The 19,993-nt window shown below is 56.1% G+C and carries 13 protein-coding genes and 1 pseudogene; 7 read left to right on the top strand and 7 right to left on the bottom strand.

The window, feature by feature from the left end:
* Window positions 1-24: 24 nt before the first annotated feature.
* Complete coding sequence (locus tag ACVI9W_RS12475) at window positions 25-1,296, top strand: ComEC/Rec2 family competence protein (RefSeq protein ID WP_461530142.1); 1,272 nt, start codon at window positions 25-27, stop codon at window positions 1,294-1,296.
* A gap of 233 nt (window positions 1,297-1,529) precedes the next feature.
* A pseudogene (locus ACVI9W_RS12470) lies at window positions 1,530-1,759 on the top strand (hypothetical protein).
* Here ACVI9W_RS12470 and ACVI9W_RS12465 read toward each other — a convergent pair.
* The 7 genes from ACVI9W_RS12465 to dnaA all read right to left on the bottom strand — a co-directional run bounded on the left by ACVI9W_RS12465 (window position 1,760) and on the right by dnaA (window position 15,072).
* A complete protein-coding gene (locus tag ACVI9W_RS12465) occupies window positions 1,760-2,803 on the bottom strand; it encodes a reverse transcriptase family protein (RefSeq protein ID WP_461530141.1) in 1,044 nt (347 codons plus the stop codon). It abuts the pseudogene before it with no gap.
* Between the two features lie 730 nt (window positions 2,804-3,533).
* Complete coding sequence (locus ACVI9W_RS12460) at window positions 3,534-8,423, bottom strand: DEAD/DEAH box helicase (protein ID WP_461530140.1); 4,890 nt, start codon at window positions 8,421-8,423, stop codon at window positions 3,534-3,536.
* A 59-nt stretch (window positions 8,424-8,482) separates the two neighbouring features.
* Window positions 8,483-8,740, bottom strand: coding sequence for a hypothetical protein (locus ACVI9W_RS12455; RefSeq protein ID WP_461530139.1), 258 nt, complete (start codon window positions 8,738-8,740; stop codon window positions 8,483-8,485).
* A gap of 150 nt (window positions 8,741-8,890) precedes the next feature.
* Window positions 8,891-11,308, bottom strand: coding sequence for a DNA topoisomerase (ATP-hydrolyzing) subunit B (gene gyrB, locus ACVI9W_RS12450; RefSeq protein WP_422416309.1), 2,418 nt, complete (start codon window positions 11,306-11,308; stop codon window positions 8,891-8,893).
* 4 nt (window positions 11,309-11,312) lie between these two features.
* Window positions 11,313-12,416 (bottom strand): DNA replication/repair protein RecF, encoded by a 1,104-nt coding sequence (recF, locus tag ACVI9W_RS12445; protein WP_045186360.1) that lies wholly within the window; start codon window positions 12,414-12,416, stop codon window positions 11,313-11,315.
* 7 nt (window positions 12,417-12,423) lie between these two features.
* Window positions 12,424-13,527: a DNA polymerase III subunit beta gene (gene dnaN, locus ACVI9W_RS12440; RefSeq protein WP_038605030.1), complete on the bottom strand. Its 1,104-nt coding sequence runs from the start codon at window positions 13,525-13,527 to the stop codon at window positions 12,424-12,426.
* Between the two features lie 39 nt (window positions 13,528-13,566).
* A complete protein-coding gene (gene dnaA / locus ACVI9W_RS12435) occupies window positions 13,567-15,072 on the bottom strand; it encodes a chromosomal replication initiator protein DnaA (protein ID WP_461530138.1) in 1,506 nt (501 codons plus the stop codon).
* A 580-nt stretch (window positions 15,073-15,652) separates the two neighbouring features.
* Here dnaA and rpmH point away from each other — a divergent pair.
* From rpmH to mnmE, 5 genes are all read left to right on the top strand, one after another.
* A complete protein-coding gene (gene rpmH, locus ACVI9W_RS12430; protein WP_002551315.1) occupies window positions 15,653-15,787 on the top strand; it encodes a 50S ribosomal protein L34 in 135 nt (44 codons plus the stop codon).
* Window positions 15,788-15,800: 13 nt separating this feature from the next.
* Window positions 15,801-16,208, top strand: a complete 408-nt coding sequence (rnpA, locus tag ACVI9W_RS12425) for a ribonuclease P protein component (protein ID WP_461531830.1) — start codon at window positions 15,801-15,803, stop codon at window positions 16,206-16,208.
* A complete protein-coding gene (gene yidD / locus ACVI9W_RS12420; RefSeq protein ID WP_075226616.1) occupies window positions 16,201-16,446 on the top strand; it encodes a membrane protein insertion efficiency factor YidD in 246 nt (81 codons plus the stop codon). The genes rnpA and yidD overlap by 8 nt, the downstream gene beginning before the upstream one ends.
* A gap of 2 nt (window positions 16,447-16,448) precedes the next feature.
* Complete coding sequence (yidC, locus tag ACVI9W_RS12415; protein WP_461530137.1) at window positions 16,449-18,131, top strand: membrane protein insertase YidC; 1,683 nt, start codon at window positions 16,449-16,451, stop codon at window positions 18,129-18,131.
* A gap of 84 nt (window positions 18,132-18,215) precedes the next feature.
* Complete coding sequence (gene mnmE, locus ACVI9W_RS12410; RefSeq protein ID WP_461530136.1) at window positions 18,216-19,586, top strand: tRNA uridine-5-carboxymethylaminomethyl(34) synthesis GTPase MnmE; 1,371 nt, start codon at window positions 18,216-18,218, stop codon at window positions 19,584-19,586.
* Window positions 19,587-19,993 lie beyond the last annotated feature (407 nt).

The following is a 19,993-nucleotide window of genomic DNA, read 5'->3' as shown; positions in this document are numbered from 1 at the left end:
AATGACTTGAGATGAACTGGTCGAGTGGCACCCACCGAACAATTAGGAGCCAGCGACAGGCTTGTAGTTATTCAACATAAGGAAGAAGTACGCATGGATGTCACCATGATTCAGCATCCCGTTGGGCAAGGCGGGATGTTCAGCGGTCAGCTTCAGTCGGGAAATGCGACATTGCGCTGGGTTTATGACTGTGGCTCTAACCAACAGGATCGTCTCAAGGAGGAGATTCTCACTGTCGCGGCTCAAGGCCCGATTGACCTACTGTTTCTCTCCCACTTGGACAGTGACCATGTCAATGGCGTAGACCGCCTGCTTGCGGCAACGACGGTAGGTGAGGTGGTACTTCCCTATCTAAATGCAGCCGACTACGCGGTCGCCATAATCCGTGACCTAGCGACAGGGGCCCTATCCGGAACCTTTCTGGAGTTTGTGGTCGATCCGGCGAAATGGCTGATTGGCCGTGGTGTTGGTACGGTCAGTTTTGTGCGAACGGTAGATCGCAGCCAATCGTTGAGCGAATGGCGTTTACCAGAACCTGGCCGAGAGGAGCCCCGACCGGGGGAAACCGGTAGCATCAACACGAAATGGCCTCCGTCAGCAGTTAAGCGGCGATCCGTGAAGAACGGTATCGCGCAGGATATTGCAGCAGGGGCTGCGATCAGCATTGACGTGAATGGTTCGCAGCTCGACTGGCTGTTGGCCCCCTATGCGCACAAACCTTCTAGGTCCCGAATGCAGGCTTTCATCGAGGCGCTCAAAGCTAAGTTCGGAGGGCGCCTGACCCGGTCAGCGATTGTGCGCCATGCGCGTGATGAAAAAGGTCGTGCCCTGCTGAAAGAGTGCTACAGAACGTTGTGGGTCGGTACCAACAGTATCTCAATGTCGCTCTATGCGGGTCCCCAACAACGGCCGATGATCACCCGACTTCAGCTCCCGTTCAGCCTCCTCACAAGACCCCATACAAGATCACCACTAGAGATTGGTTGGCTCGCTACTGGCGATGCTGAGCTTGCATATCAAGGAAGACTGTTGGCTTTATTGAATCACTTTGTTGCGTTGCGTGACCGGGTGGGAGTACTTGTATTGCCGCACCACGGCTCTAAGCGAAATTTCTCACAGAGACTCATACGGGGCTTTCCCAACCTACATGCATGCGTCGCTGCTGCTGGGCCTAATTCCTATGAGCATCCGCACCCGTCGGTATACGAGCAAGTGATATCCACGTTGGGGGAACATGCGTGGCACCACGTTAGTGAGCAACCCGATAGCGGATTTGGATTGCGTGCGTCGCTGTGAGCCGTTTCGCAACCCTAGTTTTTCGCCGCACCCATTAGTGCTGTGGCTAGGACGAGATTGTTCCGGCTATCTGGAATTGGCGCGCTTCGCGTAATTGGACGTTAGGTTAAATCCGCCCCCACGTTGACGTCGGGCTCGGTCGACCACCGCTGCCACTGCGGAGACCGTATCTCGGTCATGCGCTATACCAGAAGGGTGGGGCATGGTTTGACGGAATAGCGGAGAACCAGCGCATGCGCAAAGCCATCGAGCAGGACACCTTGGCGGCGCTGGTCGAGACCGGGGCGGCGCGGGAGTTTCGCGTGCTGCGCGACGGCGAGGCCTGGCACCTGGAACTGCGCCTCGGCGTGAAATGGCTGCCGGTGCACTCAAGGCGTGAACCGGTGAGGTATTTGCGCTCACTGACGGCGGTGGGCGCTTCTGTGAAGGGCTCGGAATTAAGAGCCTGACCGTCGAGCTGTAGTCACTCGACTGAAAGTGCAGATTCCGGCTGTGCTGCGGCGTAGCGATCCAGAAGTGCAACCTGGCTACGGGCCTTGAGTGTATGCAGCCGTTGCTTCAACCGTTCACCATCGGGGTGTTTACAGGCAATTAATCGGCCAATACGCCCCATCACTCGACGAGCCTGTGGTTCTAGCTGAGCCCAGGTCGCGCCATGCTCCGCCTGATCCTCCAACTGTTTTACGGCTGCCCGTATCGCCTTGCGTTCGGCCTTGGGTATGCCAGGAGCCTGGTTAAAGATGGTTAGTCCCGTCACGGTCAAAGGCACGAATTCATCGATGACCTTCACCTTCAAGGTTTGCCCGCGCCTGCGAACATGCAGCTTGGAGCGTTTCTGATAGCAACCTTTCTCTGCCAGCATCCGAGTCACCGCTGAGACCAGCTTTGTTAGCGTTGCTGAATTCAGCGGTGTCGGGGACGAGATCGTGATGTCATCGGCAAATCGCGAGTAATTCAGCCCCCGCACTTCCAGTCTGGCCACCAGCATGGGTTCGACATCCCAGAACACTAGGTTGGCTAAATAGCCACTGCTACTGGCCCCCTGTGGCACAACACCATTACGGGTGGTCAGTAGGGCTAGTAGATTCGAAACCTCTTCGGAAAAACCAAAGAGCCTCTCAAATATCTGCTGTACATGCTGCACCTTGATCGAAGGAAAAAAGTCCTTGATGTCTTGTAACAGCACACATTTAGCGTTGCCATGGACTTTGGCATTGGAATAAATACTTCGGCGGTTCACAGGGTCTTTGATCCCGCCATGGAGATATTCCGGGAAGCGAACACGCGCTAGTAAACGGTCTACGATTTTCCGTTGGATGCTTTTCAGCGGCTGGTAAGCATCGTAGGTGTCACGGGGGGTGCCGTCTTTCTTCGCTTGCAGTACATAGCGATACAGATTGGAGCTGCGCTTGGCCAAGCTTTCGAGGAGATCGGCGGGCTCGCCAAGGGTCAACGACAGCGCCTTCAGGCTGTAGATCGGTTTGAAGGGATAAAGCGGAGCATCCATTTCCTGTCCCCGAAATGACGTGAGGCCGATCACTGGATCGGCCTCACTAGAATTCGAATGATGTGGTTTGTTGCGTCATAGGAACGGCCCTACATTACTGTGAAGCCAATCCCAGATACTCCCAGCGTTATTCCAAATCCAGACAGCAACTCGACCTAGGAAGAATTTCGCGAGCCAATTGGCTGCTATCTTCGACCTTGCGATCCATTGCCGCTGGCTCCGTTCCTTCGGCGCCGATTGTACGGTGACGCGGGCATCTTCAATATTGTGCGTTAACAGGTTGGCCTTACGGCCAGCCGTCTTCTTTAAAAAACTCATGGTTAATTTCCTGTCGACCGGGCACATGCCCCGCCGCCAAGCATTCCGGGCCGAAAGGAACCTTGAAGATGCCGCTACAAACCACAGTTCTGCTTATCAAGTCCTTGATAAGCCGTCCGCCGCATTTCTGTCGATTATCCGATGGAACCTCGCAGACGGCCTCGTGACGTTTGCCACGAAACCCTCAGCGCTGAGACCATCGGGATGACGACAGGTGTGTGGCGAAGGTAGCTCTGGAGAACACCAAAGCTGGTCAGTTTCCTGACCACCAACTGCAAGCCCGATTGATAACCATGTTTAAAGAGCACCTGGGCGGTAACACCCAGCGCTAATAGTTTTACCTGAGTTACGGGGAAGGATTCAACTGGGAAATGTCACCGGCTATTTTGGCAAGCCGGTGACATGCTCTCGATCAGATATCGAGGGGGGGGAGGGACTTCACGATTTTCATGGTTTCCAAGCTCACTGTGACCACGCGCTGGAACAGCTCCAGTGGGTACTTGGGGTTGCCCACGGTTTCGGTGGCCCAGTCGTTGGCGTCGTTGACGATGCCGCTGGCTTTGTCGGTGCGCACAGCTTGACGTTCCATCACCCAGTCCAGCGCGGCCTTGCCGTTGACCACGTAGTCCCACGCCGCCTCAGGGATACCCTTGAGGGTGATGCGGTGGTTGTAGACGACGGTGGTCTTGTCGCCCTTCTTGGCGAACTTCATCTTTTCCACGAGGTAGTCGGCGTCGGTGAGCCTGCCCTTGGCCTCGATAGTCAGCGGATATGGCTCAACGGCTTCGTAATTCAAGTGAAGTTCAGCCAAGGCGCGGCCCGCCTTACTGAAGGCCCAGAAATCGATAGCTGTCTTCACTGGCGGAATGCGTGGTAGTTCCTTGCTCAAGTTATCGGCGTAGCGCTCACAGTAGTCCGGCGAATGCAGGAGGCCATAGATATAGTAGAACAGGTCTTCCTTGCTGATGGCCTCGCTCGTATATGCACTCTGGAAATGTGCCAACCCAACATCGGTGATGGCATTGCGGCGGTGCAGTCCGCTGCCGACTTCTGCGCTGAACAGGTCTCCATTTGCTGGTGTTACTTCGTCATAAAGGTATAACGGGAAGCACTGATATCCCCCCATTCCTGGAGCCAAGTTCAAGTCCGGTAGGTTATCGGTTATGAGCGCGGAGAACCCCTTGTCGCCCCCCAAGCCTGGAACACAGATCCCCACATTTCCTTGTGTAAAGCGGGGGAAAATTCGAGGCATCTGATTTACGTAGGCGTTGAGCATGCGATCAAAGTATGCATATTGCTTCGTGAACGGCCTGTAGAGGCTGATAGTCACCCCGTTAGGATTGAGGGTGGCTAGCTTGCCAGCGGCACAGTCCGAGCGTAAGCCACGCGTCCAGCTAATCTTTGTGCTATCGGTGCTCACAAAATCTTTTACCAGTTGTTCACGAGCCTTTCTGTCTAATCCAGGCGTGGCGCTCTGCAACCGAATGACCTCTGAGTTATAAAACTCAATCATGTTTCCGACGTTTTTCTTCAAAACAGATTTGGAACAGTTGTAGATCCACGCATCTCGGCCCGTTTCAAGTCCCCTTGAATAGCTCTCAAACAATGTTTCAGCGCTTTTGTCGCTTTTATCCCCCAGCGCCATGAACTGGCCGAAACTGTTATCACGCTGTTTGAGCCAGTCACCGTGCTCATCCGGGATGAGCTGCTGCCACTGCTCAATTCCTGCCACGCTTATGTAGCTGGCGATCTTTTCCAACTTTTCCTCGCGGGTGAGGTAGTCGCCAATGTCGTAGAAATGAATCTGCCCGTGAGCTTTCGCAGCTGGATTCTTGACCAGCAGGGAGATGGCTATAGGTGCACGACTACCGCTGCCGAAGATCTTGCCACCTTCCTTGCGTGATGTTTCGCCACTGGTGCGCTGATTACCGCGCAGATGAAACACATAGAGGCTAGAAAACTCATCTACCAGGCACTTGCGCAAACCGTCTGCGGTATTGGACTCGACAAACCCTGCATTGGTGACAAAACCAATCACGCCGGCGTCTCCAATACGGTCACTGGCCCATCGAATAGCACGTATATAGCTGTCGTACAGCTTGTTTAGATTCGTGGCATCCGTACGTGCAGCATAAGTATCACGGATACGAGCATCCAGCGCTCGATACTGTACGTTGGCGTTGTTGTCGTTGGCATTACTCTGGCCAGCTGAGTATGGTGGATTTCCCACAATCACCCGAATATCTAGTTCCTTCTGCCGTTTGCGTCGAGCACTGTTGTCCTCTAGAAGAACATCTACCAAATCATCCTTCTCGTACATCTGAAAGGTGTCCGTTAGGCAGATGCCTTCGAACGGTGTGTATTCGTCAATTACTTCACCGTGGTAAGCAGCCTCGATATTGATGGCGGCGATGTAATAGGCCAGCAGTACCAGCTCGTTGGCATGGATCTCATGCTTAAATTTGTGCGGCAGTTCTTCCGGCTTGATCAGGCCCGACTGGATCAACCGGGTAACAAAGGTACCGGTGCCAGTAAAGGGATCGATGATATGGACGCCCTTGCTGCCGAGAGTCTGGCCGAACTCCTGTTGCAGAAGGTGGTTGACACTATGGAGGATGAAGTCCACTACCTGAACCGGGGTGTAAACGATACCCAGCTTGTCACGCAGCTTAGGAAAAGCATTGGCAAAGAACTTTTCGTACAGCTCGACGATGATCTTCTGTTTGCCTTGGGCGTTATCGATGCCGGCAGCACGCTGACGAACACTGGCGTAGAACCTCTCCAAGGTATCGGCTTCTTTATCTAGCCGGTGTTCGTGGAGCGCATCCAGCACGCCTTGCATGGCCTTTGAAATAGGGTTTTGACTCGCAAAACTGTATTCGTCGAACAGCGCATCGAATACTGGTTTGGTCACCAGATGCTGGGCGAGCATTTCGACGATCTCGCCATCGCTGATGCTGTCGTTGAGGTCATCACGCAGCTCGGCGGAAAAGGCGTTGAAGGCGGCCTTTTCCTGGGTGTTGGCCGAGTTATCCAGAATGCCCTGGATACGGTCGATGTGGGTACGGGCGATCTTGGCGATATCATTGGCCCAATCTTCCCAGTGGTGGCGGTTGCCGCACTTCTCGACGATCTTGGCGTAGATGGCCTTCTCGATTTCACCAACTTCGTAAGTCAGCTCGGCTTGCTGGGTCATCTGGCCTTCGACATCATATTTCGAGCGTTTCTCACCAATGCCGTACTGGCCTTTGCCGGCCTTGTCGTTACTGGTGCCGCTGGATTTTTTTGACTTTTTCTCGGCCTTGTCGGTGATGGCGATAACTTCCATCTTGCGCGGGTCTGAGCCGATCAGGTCGAGCTTGTTGACCATGGCATCGAAGCTGTCGTCATGCGAGCGCAGCGCCTGAAGTACCTGCCAGACCACCTTGTAGGTCTGGTTGTCGTTGAGGGCGTCGTGAGGCTCCATGCCTGCGGGGATGACCACCGGCAGCACCACATAGCCGCGCTTCTTGCCCGGCGCGTTGCGCATTACCCGGCCAACGGATTGCACCACGTCCACCTGGGAATTACGCGGTGTCAGGAAGAGCACGGCGTCCAGCGCAGGCACGTCCACGCCCTCAGATAGGCAGCGCACGTTGCTGAGGATGCGGCAGGTGTTGGCCGGGGGTTCTTCCTTGAGCCAGTTGAGCTTGCCTTCTTTCTGGCTGGCATTCATACCACCATCAACGTGCTCGGCCTCGCAGATCAGGCGGGAGGCTTCGTAGATTTCTTCGGACTCCTGATAAGCCTCAACCACCGACTGGAACATGCTGGCGATGTTGATGGAGCTAACTTTGTGCTTGGTTCCCTTGTAGTTCGGTGAGATGACCTGGCAGAAGGCAACCGCGCGCTTCATGGGCTCATCGTCACCCACCAACTGCTCGGCCAGCCCCTGTTTGGCCAGTGCCTTCCAGCAGCCGACGATCTTGGCGGCATCGTCCACCTTGAGCTGGTTGTTTTCGTCCTTCAGCAAGTCCTGGAGACGGCGACTGATAGCGCTCTCTTCGACGGTGAGTACCAGCACCTTGTAGTCGGTGAGCAGGCCACGCTGGACGGCCTCGGAGAAGTTGATGACGAACAGCTCTTTGCCGTACAGCGCTTCGTCATCCATCGAGCAGAGGGTGACTTCACCGGACTCGGCCTTGACCTTGGCGCTGTCGCCGTAGATACGCGGTGTGGCGGTCATGTACAGGCGTTTGGCGGTACGAATGTAATCGCCGTCGTGAACGCGCACGAAGGTACTTTCGTCATCGTCGTCAAAGGTGGCGCCAGTGGTGCGATGGGCCTCGTCACAGATGATCAGATCAAATGCTGCCAGGCCGTGTTCGTGCTGGGCGCGGCTAATAACGTCGATGGAGTGGTAGGTGGAGAACACCACACTCATGTGTTCGGCATCGTGGCGCTTGAGCATTTCCGCCGCAAGGCGATCTGCCTTGGTAGTGGCCGGGTAGCGCAGTTCGTGAGCGAAGACCTGCGGGGTATCCTCATCGGCCTTGCGCTTCTTGCCTACGTCGCTGTCGGAGCACACGGCGAAGCTGTGGAGTAGGGTTTCACTTTCCTGCGTCCATTCGGTGAGAGTCTGCGAGAGTAGTGAGAGGCTGGGCACTAGGAACAACACACGCTTGCCCTTGCCGGCCTGCTGTTCGGCAATTTTCAGGCTCGTGAAGGTCTTACCAGTGCCGCAGGCCATGATCAGCTTGCCGCGCTCGGCCTCTTTTAAGCCTGCCGCAACGGCATTCAGCGCAGTTATCTGGTGATCCCGAAGCTGCTTACGAGCCTTGAAAGCAACAGCCATGTTGGGCTGGTATTTGGCCCAATCGATTTGGCTGTCTTCCAGAGCTTGCAGGTCGATCTTGTTGATCGAAAGCTGCTGACCCTGCAAGGCATCTTCGGCGTGTTCGCTCCAGTTGTTGGTGGTGGCTACGATGATACGATGTGAGAACGGCGCCTTGCCCGAGGCGGTGAAGAAGCTATCGATGTCCTTCTTCTGGACGCGGTAGTCCTCGGCGTACAGCTTGCACTGTATGGCATGGAACTCGCCGGTGCCCTGGGTGCGTGCCACCAGGTCGATGCCGGTATCACGACCGTCCAGCCCCTGTTCTTTGGCCCAATCAGCGTACATCCACACCTTGTCGTACAGGTCACGGTAGGTGGCTTCGTTGCGCAGGTAAGCACAGATCAGCTCTTCAAAGTAGGTGCCTTTTTCACGCTCAGAAGCTGAAGCAGCGCGATAGACGTCGAGCAGGGAGGAAAGGGCGGACATAAGGAATTCCTTTTAATTACTGCTAGCGCATATCTCTAGCGCTAAATTTTTCCAGTCTATCAATAGGCGTCTTTATGAGCAGCCAAAAGAACCCCCTGATACAAGACATGCTGGGGTTTTCTCTGGTCACTAACTTTGGCCAAACCACTTAACTTTGGCCGAAAGGGCAAATAACTTTGCCCACCTACAGCAGCCAAGCAGCCAAGCAGCCAAGCAGCCAAGCAGCCAAGCAGCCAAGCAGCCAAGCAGCCAAGCAGCCAAGCAAGGATGCGGTTTGTTTCGATGAAGCCGCAACCATGTTCCATCACATCATCCATAAAACCCAAACTAGGGCTTGGAGCATGGTGTTAATCGCTTTGACTAGGCTACGCCACAAAGAAAAACCCCGACACCAAGGCCGGGGTTTTCCCTAGAAAGCGACAGTAACTCGCCCACTTGTGACACTTAATGTGCCCATCGACACCTGATCAGAAGTCCAGGTTAGACACCGCCAGGGCGTTGCTTTCGATGAACTCACGACGTGGCTCAACTGCATCGCCCATCAGGGTGTTGAAGATCTGATCGGCTGCGATCGCGTCTTCGATGGTCACCTTGAGCATGCGGCGCACGGTTGGGTCCATGGTGGTTTCCCACAGCTGGTCAGGGTTCATCTCACCCAGACCTTTATAGCGCTGGATGGTGTGACGCTTGGTGCTTTCGGTCATCAGCCAGTCGAGCGCTTCCTTGAACTCGGTAATCGCCTTCTTGCGCTCGCCACGTTGCACATAGGCGCCTTCGCCGAGCAGGGTGCTCAGCTGTGCGCCCAGGGCGGTGACGGTGCGGTAGTCGTTACTGCCGAAGAAGTCACGGTTGAAGGTGACATAGCTGGCCAGGCCATGGGAGGTGATTTCCACTTCCGGCAGCCAGACATTACGCTCTTTGTCTTCACGCAGACTGGCCTTGTACAGCAGGCCCGACTTCTCGCTGATACGCAGACGCTCTTCGAATTTACCCAACCATTCCTGCATGGCAGCGTGGTCACCCAGCTGATCCAGGGAGACGGCCGGTAGGTAGACGAAGTGCTCGGTCAGTTCCTGTGGGTACAGGCGCGACAGACGCTTGAGAGTCTTCATCACCGTACGGAATTCGTTGACCAGGCGCTCCAGCTCAACGCCGGAAACCGGTGGTGCCGATTCGTCCAGGTGCAGGCTGGCGTCTTCCAGAGCCGACTGGGTCATGTACTCTTCCATGGCCTCGTCGTCTTTGATGTACTGCTCCTGCTTACCTTTCTTGACCTTGTACAGCGGCGGCTGGGCGATATAGATGTAGCCACGCTCGACCAGCTCCGGCAACTGACGGAAGAAGAACGTCAGCAGCAGGGTACGGATGTGCGAACCGTCAACGTCAGCATCGGTCATGATGATGATGTTGTGATAACGCAGTTTGTCGATGTTGTACTCTTCGCGGCCGATACCACAGCCCAGTGCGGTAATCAGCGTGCCGACTTCCTGGGACGAGATCATCTTGTCGAAACGTGCTTTCTCGACGTTGAGGATCTTACCCTTGAGCGGCAGGATGGCCTGGGTCTTACGGTTACGACCTTGCTTGGCCGAACCACCTGCGGAGTCACCCTCCACCAGGTACAGTTCGGAAAGGGCAGGGTCCTTCTCCTGGCAGTCCGCCAGTTTGCCTGGCAGGCCAGCGATATCCAGCGCGCCTTTACGGCGAGTCATTTCCCGCGCCTTGCGCGCTGCTTCACGAGCACGCGCGGCGTCGATCATCTTTCCGACAACCGCCTTGGCTTCGTTCGGGTTCTCCAGCAGGAAGTCGGAGAAGTATTTGCCCATCTCCTGTTCCACGGCAGTTTTCACTTCCGAAGAAACCAGCTTGTCCTTGGTCTGCGAGCTGAACTTAGGATCTGGCACCTTCACCGAGATGATCGCGGTCAGACCTTCACGGGCGTCGTCGCCGGTGGTCGAAACCTTGTTCTTCTTGGCCAGGCCTTCCTGCTCGATGTAGTTGTTCAGGTTACGGGTCAACGCCGAGCGGAAGCCGACCAGGTGAGTACCACCGTCGCGCTGCGGAATATTGTTGGTGAAGCACAACAGGTTCTCGTTGAAGCTGTCGTTCCACTGCAGAGCGATTTCCACGCCCACGCCGTCTTCACGCTGAACGCTGAAATGGAACACCTGGTTGACCGGGGTCTTGTTGGTGTTCAGGTACTCAACGAAGGCACGCAGACCGCCTTCGTACTTGAAGTGCTCTTCCTTGCCCGAACGCTCATCCTTCAGGAGGATGCCGACGCCAGAGTTGAGGAACGACAGTTCGCGAATCCGCTTGGCCAGAATGTCCCAGCTGAAGTGGATGTTCTTGAAGGTTTCGGCCGAGGGCTTGAAGTGGATAATGGTACCAGTGGTTTCACTCTCACCGACGATGGCCATCGGAGCTTGAGGAACCCCGTGAACATAGGTCTGTTCCCAAATCTTGCCGCTACGGCGAACAGTCAGGATCAGCTCTTCGGAGAGGGCGTTAACCACAGACACACCTACACCGTGCAGACCACCGGATACTTTGTAGGAGTTGTCATCGAACTTACCGCCAGCGTGCAGGACGGTCATGATGACCTCAGCGGCGGATACGCCTTCCTCTTTGTGCACGTCGACTGGAATGCCGCGACCGTTGTCGCGAACACTGATGGATTCGTCCGGATGAATAGTTACGGTGATGTCATCACAGTGGCCGGCGAGTGCTTCGTCGATCGAGTTATCGAGAACCTCGAACACCATGTGGTGCAGGCCGCTACCATCATCGGTGTCGCCAATGTACATACCGGGACGCTTGCGCACGGCATCTAGCCCTTTCAGCACCTTAATGCTGGAGGAGTCGTACGTTTGATTTTCGCTCATGCCTTCACTCCCGATGGTCGTGGGTCTGGGTGATACGGCCCTGTTCCACGTGGAACAAAGCAACTGGCGTTTCCGTCTGCCAGCCTTCCCTCAATAATTCGTGATCTACACAGGTGATAAACACCTGGCAGCGTAAGTCTTCCAACAAGCGGCAAAGTGCGCGACGGTGCTGCTCATCCAACTCGGATGGCAAGTCATCCACTAGATAAATACATTGGCCGCGCCGAGCCTGGCTGACCAAATGTCCCTGGGCGATACGCAACGCGCAGACCACAAGTTTCTGCTGGCCCCGAGACAAAATGTCGGCGGCGTTGTGAGCGCCGAGTCTCAAGCGCAAATCAGCGCGTTGTGGTCCGGCCTGGGTGTGGCCCATGTGCTGATCTCGTTGCAAGGAAGAGGCGAGCACTTCACTGAGTTCTCGATCCTTGTCCCAGCCACGGTAATAACTCAGGGTCAGCCCTTCGAGCTCGACCAAATCGCTCAGGGTTTGCTCAAAGACGGGCTTCAAGGCCTTGATGTAATTTCGGCGGTATTCATCTATTTCAGCACTGGCCAGGCACAGTTCCCGGTCCCAGGCCGCTTGCGAAACAGCGTCAAGTGTACCATGCCGCAACCATGAGTTCCGCTGCCGCAAAGCCTTCTGCAGGCGTTGCCATGTGGCCATGAAGCGTGGTTCCACGTGGAACACACCCCAGTCAAGGAACTGCCGGCGAATTTTCGGTGCGCCTTCGAGCAAACGAAAGCTATCCGGATTGATCAGTTGCAACGGCAGAATCTCTGCCAGCTGCGCTGCGCTGCGGGCGTTCTGCCCGTCGATGCGAATAGTGAACTCGCCTTGCCGGTCCCGCGAAATACCCAGGTTGCTCGAACCACCTTCGCTCAATTCAACCTGGCCAAAAACCGTACAAGCCAATTGCTCATACTGAATGACTGGCGTCAGACGAGTGCTGCGAAAGGAACGGGCCAGGCCGAGCAGATGAACGGCTTCCAACACGCTGGTTTTGCCGCTGCCGTTGGCGCCGTACAGGATATTGATGCGGGGGGAGGGGGAGAATGTCACCGGGTGCAGGTTACGCACCGCGGTGACAGAAACGCGACTGAGGGACATCTAGAAGTTACAGACGCATCGGCATGACAACGTAAGCGGAGTCGTCGTTGTCAGCTTCCTGCAGCAGCGCACTGCTGTTGGAGTCCGACAGAATCAGGCGAACTTGCTCAGTGGTCATGACGCCCAGCACATCCAGCAGGTAGCTGACGTTGAAGCCGATTTCCAGCGCGCTACCGTTGTAGTCGACGCTGATCTCTTCTTCCGCTTCTTCCTGCTCAGGGTTGTTGGCCTGGATCTTCAACTGACCGCTGGCCAGCTGCAGACGGATGCCACGGTACTTCTCGTTCGACAGAATCGCGGTACGGCTGAATGCTTCACGCAGCGCCTGGCGATCACCCAGCACCAGCTTGTCACCGCCCTTGGGCAGTACACGCTCGTAGTCGGGGAACTTGCCATCTACCAGCTTCGAGGTGAAGGTGAACTCACCTGTTGTAGCGCGGATGTGATGCTGACCCAGGACGATGCTGACCATGCCATCCGGCTCGGTGAGCAAGCGCGCCAGCTCAAGGATACCTTTGCGCGGCACGATGACCTGGTGACGGTCAGCCTGGCCGATGTCGGCACTCATCGAGCACATGGCCAGACGGTGACCGTCGGTGGCCACCGCACGCAGGGTGTTGGTGGACACTTCCAGCAGCATGCCGTTGAGGTAGTAACGTACGTCCTGCTGGGCCATGGCGAAGCTGGTGCGCTCGATCAGGCGGCGCAGACGGCTTTGCTCGAGGTTGCAGGTCAGCGAACCCGGGCCTTCTTCAACAGTCGGGAAGTCATTGGCTGGCAGGGTCGACAGGGTGAAACGGCTGCGCCCGGCCTTGACCACGATCTTCTGCTCATCGAGCTTGATGTCGATCAGCGCGTCGTTCGGCAAGCTTTTGCAGATATCCATGAGCTTGCGTGCAGGTACGGTGATTTCGCCTGGCTCGGCAGGCTCTTCCAGTTGAACACGGCCAACCAGTTCCACTTCCAGGTCTGTACCGGTCAGTGAAAGCTGCTGACCCTGAACAACCAGCAGTACGTTGGACAGTACCGGCAAGGTCTGGCGGCGCTCGACGACGCCTGCGACCAGTTGCAGGGGTTTCAACAGGGCTTCGCGTTGAATGGTGAAGTGCATGGTCTAGTCCCTTGCCTTAATAAGCTGCGCTGACGCCAATCACGTCGTCAGGGTCCGCAGCAGGTTCTTGTAGTCCTCGCGGATATCCGCGTCGGATTCCTTGAGTTCGTTGATCTTGCGGCACGCGTGCAACACCGTGGTGTGGTCGCGGCCGCCGAAGACGTCACCGATTTCCGGCAAGCTGTGGTTGGTCAGTTCCTTGGACAGGGCCATGGCCACCTGACGCGGGCGGGCCACCGAACGGGAACGGCGTTTGGACAGCAGATCGGAGATCTTGATCTTGTAGTACTCGGCCACGGTGCGCTGGATGTTATCCACACTCACCAGTTTGTCCTGCAGCGCGAGGAGATCCTTGAGCGATTCACGAATCAGCTCAATGGTGATGTCGCGTCCCATGAAGTGCGAATGAGCGATGACGCGCTTCAGAGCACCTTCAAGTTCACGGACATTGGAGCGAATACGCTGGGCAATAAAGAAAGCAGCGTCATGCGGCAAGTCTACCTTGGCCTGGTCTGCCTTCTTCATCAGGATCGCGACACGGGTTTCCAGTTCCGGCGGCTCGACCGCGACAGTCAGGCCCCAGCCGAAGCGCGATTTCAGACGCTCTTCCAGCCCTTCAATCTCTTTCGGATAACGGTCACTGGTCAGGATTACCTGCTGACCGCCTTCGAGCAAGGCGTTGAAGGTGTGGAAAAACTCTTCCTGGGAACGCTCTTTACGGGCGAAGAACTGAATGTCATCGATGAGCAACGCATCCACCGAACGGTAGAAGCGCTTGAACTCGTTAATGGCATTGAGCTGCAGTGCCTTGACCATGTCCGCGACGAAACGCTCGGAATGCAGGTAGACCACCTTGGCATTCGGATTCTTCTTGAGCAGGTGGTTACCCACAGCATGCATCAAGTGCGTTTTACCCAGACCTACGCCGCCATAAAGGAACAGCGGGTTGTAGCCATGCTTGGGATTGTCGGCGACCTGCCAGGCGGCTGCGCGAGCCAACTGGTTGGACTTACCTTCGACGAAGTTCTCGAAGGTAAAGGTACGGTTCAGGTAGCTGGTGTGCTTGAGCGCACCTTCGACCTGCACGGTACGTTGCTCGGTACGACCGCTTGGCGCCGGCGCATTAGCGGATTCGCCCATGGAATCGAAGCTGTCACGCGAAGGCGCTTGCTCGACTTCAGCCGCAGCCGGAGCAGCAACAGGTGCGGCAACGGGTTCGTTGACCACGGCAGCCTGCGCCTGGGATGCGGCAACAGCGGCAGCCAGTGGTGCGTTAGGGGCGGCACGAGGCGCCGAACTGCGTCTGCTGCCTATTAATAAGGAAAGGGCAGGCGCAATGCCGTTGCCATGCTCACCCAACAGCTCGAGCAGACGGCTCAGGTATTTTTCATTGACCCAATCGAGAACGAAACGGTTGGGCGCGTAGACGCGCAACTCGTCGCCTTCGGCTTCGACCTGTAGCGGACGGATCCAGGTGTTGAATTGCTGGGCAGGCAGTTCATCGCGCAGAAGCTCCACGCACTGCTGCCAAAGTTCCACTGACACGGATATCCCCTGAGTTGAAAGCCGGTGAGGCAAAAACAAGCCCCCATTGTACCGAGCAGCAGCGCAGTTATCCACATGCAGGTGCGTTGAGGATGGCGATAAATCAGCAGCTTAGTGACCAAAATGACCTTTCAGTGCTGTGAATAAGCTCTGTGGATAACCGCACCTGAGGTCTTTGCACAACTGGGGGTTGAAATCGGTGGATAACCGCCCTGTGGATAACCATCGATTTGATCCACAGCTTTTCCGAGCCTTCGACACAGCCAGAGCACCTCTTCTCGACAAGGTTTCAGTTCTCTGTACACGACGTAAATAAAGGGCTGTAGAGCTTTATCCACAGATATTGGCTGCCTAAGCTTTATAAGTTTTACAGAAAAGCTTTAAATAATTCCTCTCTCTTTTTTTATGTTTAAGCGTGTGATGGTTCTCCTCCAGGACGCCCCCACCTGAAACGACTGATTTTCCGTCCATAAGGAAAAGCTGGTTGGAAATTGACCTATGGCTGCGCTTTCTCTAGAATCGCCGGTCTCTTAAAACGGGGGCCATTCCGGCCCGTTGTCGACGAACCAGGTAACACGCCATGAAACGTACTTTCCAACCAAGCACCATCAAGCGCGCTCGCACTCACGGTTTCCGTGCCCGTATGGCCACCAAGAACGGTCGTGCCGTTCTGTCGCGTCGCCGTGCCAAAGGCCGTAAGCGCCTGGCAGTTTGATTTTTCGGCACAGGTGGTGAGTCAGGACTTCAGTCGGGAAAAGCGTCTGCTTATCCCCCGACAATTCAAAGCGGTCTTCGACTCCCCAACCGGCAAGGTCCCAGGGAAAAACCTGCTGCTCCTTGCCCGCGAGAACGGTCTGGATCACCCCCGCCTGGGGCTTGTGATCGGGAAAAAGAGCGTCAAGCTCTCCGTTCAACGCAATCGCCTGAAACGCCTGATGCGCGATTCGTTTCGCCTGAACCAGCACTTGCTTGCAGGTTGGGATATCGTGATCGTCGCGCGCAAAGGGTTGGGCGAGATTGAAAACCCAGAATTGCACCAACATTTTGGCAAGCTCTGGAAGCGCCTCGCACGCAGTCGGCCCGCTCCAGTGGTGAACACCGACTCTGTGGGGGTAGACAGTACAAATGATGCGTAAACTGGCACTCGTTCCGATCCAGTTTTACCGTTACGCCATTAGTCCTCTGATGGCCAATCACTGTCGTTTCTACCCCAGTTGCTCCTGTTACGCGTTAGAAGCCATCGAAAACCATGGTCTTTTACGTGGCGGGTGGCTAACCGTTCGTCGCCTGGGGCGTTGTCACCCGTGGAATGCCGGCGGTTTTGACCCGGTTCCGCCAGCTCCCTCTTCCCGTTCTTCTTCGATAGCCGAGTAATCATGGATATTAAACGCACGATCCTGATCGTCGCCCTGGCAATCGTGTCCTACGTCATGGTCCTTAACTGGAACCAGGACTACGGCCAAGCTGCCTTGCCGACTCAGAATACTGCTGCCAGCAACGCTGCCCCGGCCTTGCCGGACACCGCGCAGGCCGGCAACACTGGCGCCAGCGCCGATGTGCCAAGCGCCAACGCTGAATCCAGCCCAGCCGAACTGGCTCCGGTTGCCGTCAGCAAAGACCTGATTCGGGTCAAAACTGACGTCCTCGACCTGGCTATCGATCCAAACGGTGGTGACATCGCCCAGCTGATGCTGCCCAAGTATCCGCGCCGTCAGGATCATCCGGACATTCCGTTCCAGTTGTTCGACAACGGTAGCGAGCGTACTTACCTGGCCCAAAGCGGCCTGACCGGTACCAATGGTCCGGATGCACGTCCAAGCGGTCGTCCGCTGTACGCCGCCGATCAGAAAAGTTATCAACTGGCTGATGGTCAAAACCAGCTGGTCGTCGACCTGAAGTTCAGCGATAACGGCGTCAACTACATCAAGCGCTTCAGCTTCAAGCGCGGTGAGTACGACCTGACCGTTACCTACCTGATCGACAACCAGAGCGCCCAGCCTTGGAGCGGTAACCTGTTTGCGCAACTCAAGCGCGACGCAAGCTCGGATCCATCCTCGAGCACTGCGACCGGTACTGCGACTTACCTGGGTGCAGCCCTGTGGACAAGTTCGGAACCCTACAAAAAGGTGTCGATGAAAGACATCGACAAGGGAAATCTGAAAGAAAATGTTACCGGCGGTTGGGTAGCCTGGCTGCAGCACTACTTCGTGACCGCCTGGATTCCAAACAAGTCTGAGAACAACATTGTCCAGACTCGTAAGGATAGCCAAGGCAACTACATCATCGGTTTCACCGGCCCGGCGCTGAACGTAGGCGCTGGCGCCAAAGGCGAAACCAGCACCATGCTGTACGCCGGTCCGAAGATCCAGGACAAGCTCAAAGAGTTGTCCCCAGGTCTGGAACTGACTGTCGACTACGGCATTCTGTGGTTCATCGCTCAGCCGATCTTCTGGTTGCTGCAACATATCCACAGCCTGCTCGGCAACTGGGGCTGGTCGATCATCGTCCTGACCATGCTGATCAAGCTGCTGTTCTTCCCGCTGTCTGCCGCCAGCTACAAGTCGATGGCGCGCATGCGTGCCGTGGCGCCAAAACTGGCTGCGCTGAAAGAACAACATGGCGATGACCGGCAGAAAATGTCGCAAGCCATGATGGAGCTGTACAAGAAAGAGAAGATCAACCCGCTGGGCGGCTGCCTGCCGATTCTGGTGCAGATGCCGGTCTTCCTCTCGCTGTACTGGGTGTTGCTGGAAAGCGTCGAGATGCGTCAGGCGCCGTGGATGTTCTGGATCACCGACCTTTCGATCAAGGATCCGTTCTTCATTCTGCCGATCATCATGGGCGCAACCATGTTCATCCAGCAGCAGCTGAACCCGACGCCGCCAGATCCGATGCAGGCCAAAGTGATGAAGCTGATGCCGATCATCTTCACCTTCTTCTTCCTGTGGTTCCCGGCTGGTCTGGTGCTGTACTGGGTTGTGAACAACTGCCTGTCGATCGCACAGCAGTGGTACATCACCCGCAGCATCGAAAAGGCTACCAAGAAAGCCGCTGCATAACGGGTTAGCCAGCTAACCTGTGGATAAACGCCCCCTCGTGGGGCGTTTTGCTATCTGTCGTTTTTTGTCGTGAGGCCTTCGAGCATGAACACTGTGCGTGAAACCATTGCCGCCATCGCTACCGCCCAGGGACGTGGGGGCGTGGGGATCGTGCGGCTGTCCGGGCCCCTGGCGCAGCAAGCCGGGCTGGCGATCTGTGCAAAGGCACTGACGCCGCGGCATGCCCATTACGGCCCGTTTCGTGCTGACGATGGCCTGGTCATCGATGAAGGCATTGCGCTGTTTTTTCCCGGCCCGAACTCGTTCACCGGCGAAGACGTGCTGGAACTCCAGGGCCACGGCGGTCCGGTAGTATTGGATATGCTCCTGCAGCGCTGTGTACAACTGGGTTGCCGACTGGCCCGCCCAGGTGAATTCAGCGAACGCGCATTCCTCAATGACAAGCTTGACCTGGCCCAGGCCGAAGCGATTGCCGACCTCATCGAGGCCAGTTCTGCACAGGCGGCGCGCAATGCGTTGCGTTCGCTGCAGGGTGAATTTTCCCGTCGTGTGGATAAACTCACCGAAAAACTGATCAGCCTGCGGATCTATGTCGAAGCGGCTATCGACTTTCCCGAAGAGGAAATCGACTTCCTCGCCGATGGTCACGTGTTGAGCATGCTCGATGACGTGCGAACGAATTTATCCACAGTACAGCGTGAGGCCGGGCAGGGGGCCTTGTTGCGTGATGGCATGACCGTAGTGATCGCCGGTCGGCCGAATGCCGGCAAGTCGAGCCTGCTTAACGTTCTGGCCGGACGTGAGGCGGCCATTGTCACCGACATTGCCGGCACTACCCGGGACATCCTGCGCGAACATATCCACATCGACGGCATGCCCCTGCACGTTGTCGATACTGCCGGACTGCGCGATACCGACGATCATGTGGAAAAGATCGGCGTGGAGCGTGCGCTCAAAGCCATCAACGAAGCCGATCGGGTGTTGTTGGTCGTTGATTCCACCGCGCCGGAAGCCAGTGATCCCTTTGCCCTGTGGCCGGAATTCCTCGATCTGCGACCGGATCCTGCGAAAGTCACGCTGATTCGTAACAAGGCTGATCTGAGTGGTGAGACGGTCGCCATGGAACAAAGCGCTGATGGCCACGTCACCATCACCCTCAGTGCCAAGGATGCCGACATGGGGCTTGAGCTGCTGCGCGAGCACCTGAAGGCCTGTATGGGTTATGAACAGACTGCTGAAAGCAGCTTCAGCGCCCGCAGGCGCCATCTGGAGGCACTGCGCCAGGCCAGTGCACACCTGGAACACGGCCGTGCCCAGCTGACCCTTGCAGGTGCCGGTGAACTGCTGGCAGAGGATCTGCGCCAGGCTCAGCAAGCCTTGGGCGAAATCACCGGTGCATTCAGTTCCGACGACCTCCTGGGCCGAATCTTCTCCAGCTTCTGCATCGGTAAGTAAGCGTCCTTATCCACAGCCGGGCCCGCAACGGGCCTGGTTGTTGTGCTCCTTTCTTCGATTTTCCCTTCCTTTCAGGACTGCCAATGCGCGAGTCCTGCCTTCCCGCCTGCGCGGCTATCCACAAATCTGTGAAATAAGCCCTGTGGAAAACCCCGCCTCAGCTCCGTTGATAACTGCCCTTCAAGGCTGGAGATAAATCCGCTTGTGGGTAAGTAGGCATTTCATCCACAGGCTTAAAGCGCTTATCCAGAACGCTCATGGCCGGTAGACCACAGGGTTTTGAATCTCTGTACATAAGGTAAATAAAGGCCTGTAGAACCTTATCCACAGAAAGGGTGCTGTATAGAAATAAACATAAAAACAAAGCTTTAATAAATTTCTCTCTCTTTATTTCTATTGCTCGCCAC

The organism is Pseudomonas sp. 210_17 TE3656 (assembly GCF_054821965.1).
The sequence above is the reverse complement of the archived record's forward strand: the minus strand, read 5'-3'. Positions and strand labels throughout refer to the sequence as shown.

Bases quoted from the DNA above. Each gene is read 5' to 3' on its own strand.
- mnmE (WP_461530136.1), top strand. From the start codon at position 18,216: ATGAACACTGTGCGTGAAACCATTGCCGCCATCGCTACCGCCCAGGGA.
- dnaN (WP_038605030.1), bottom strand. From the start codon at position 13,527: ATGCACTTCACCATTCAACGCGAAGCCCTGTTGAAACCCCTGCAACTG.
- yidC (WP_461530137.1), top strand. From the start codon at position 16,449: ATGGATATTAAACGCACGATCCTGATCGTCGCCCTGGCAATCGTGTCC.
- ACVI9W_RS12465 (WP_461530141.1), bottom strand. From the start codon at position 2,803: ATGGATGCTCCGCTTTATCCCTTCAAACCGATCTACAGCCTGAAGGCG.
- gyrB (WP_422416309.1), bottom strand. From the start codon at position 11,308: ATGAGCGAAAATCAAACGTACGACTCCTCCAGCATTAAGGTGCTGAAA.
- rpmH (WP_002551315.1), top strand. From the start codon at position 15,653: ATGAAACGTACTTTCCAACCAAGCACCATCAAGCGCGCTCGCACTCAC.
- yidD (WP_075226616.1), top strand. From the start codon at position 16,201: ATGCGTAAACTGGCACTCGTTCCGATCCAGTTTTACCGTTACGCCATT.
- ACVI9W_RS12460 (WP_461530140.1), bottom strand. From the start codon at position 8,423: ATGTCCGCCCTTTCCTCCCTGCTCGACGTCTATCGCGCTGCTTCAGCT.
- ACVI9W_RS12455 (WP_461530139.1), bottom strand. From the start codon at position 8,740: ATGGATGATGTGATGGAACATGGTTGCGGCTTCATCGAAACAAACCGC.
- recF (WP_045186360.1), bottom strand. From the start codon at position 12,416: ATGTCCCTCAGTCGCGTTTCTGTCACCGCGGTGCGTAACCTGCACCCG.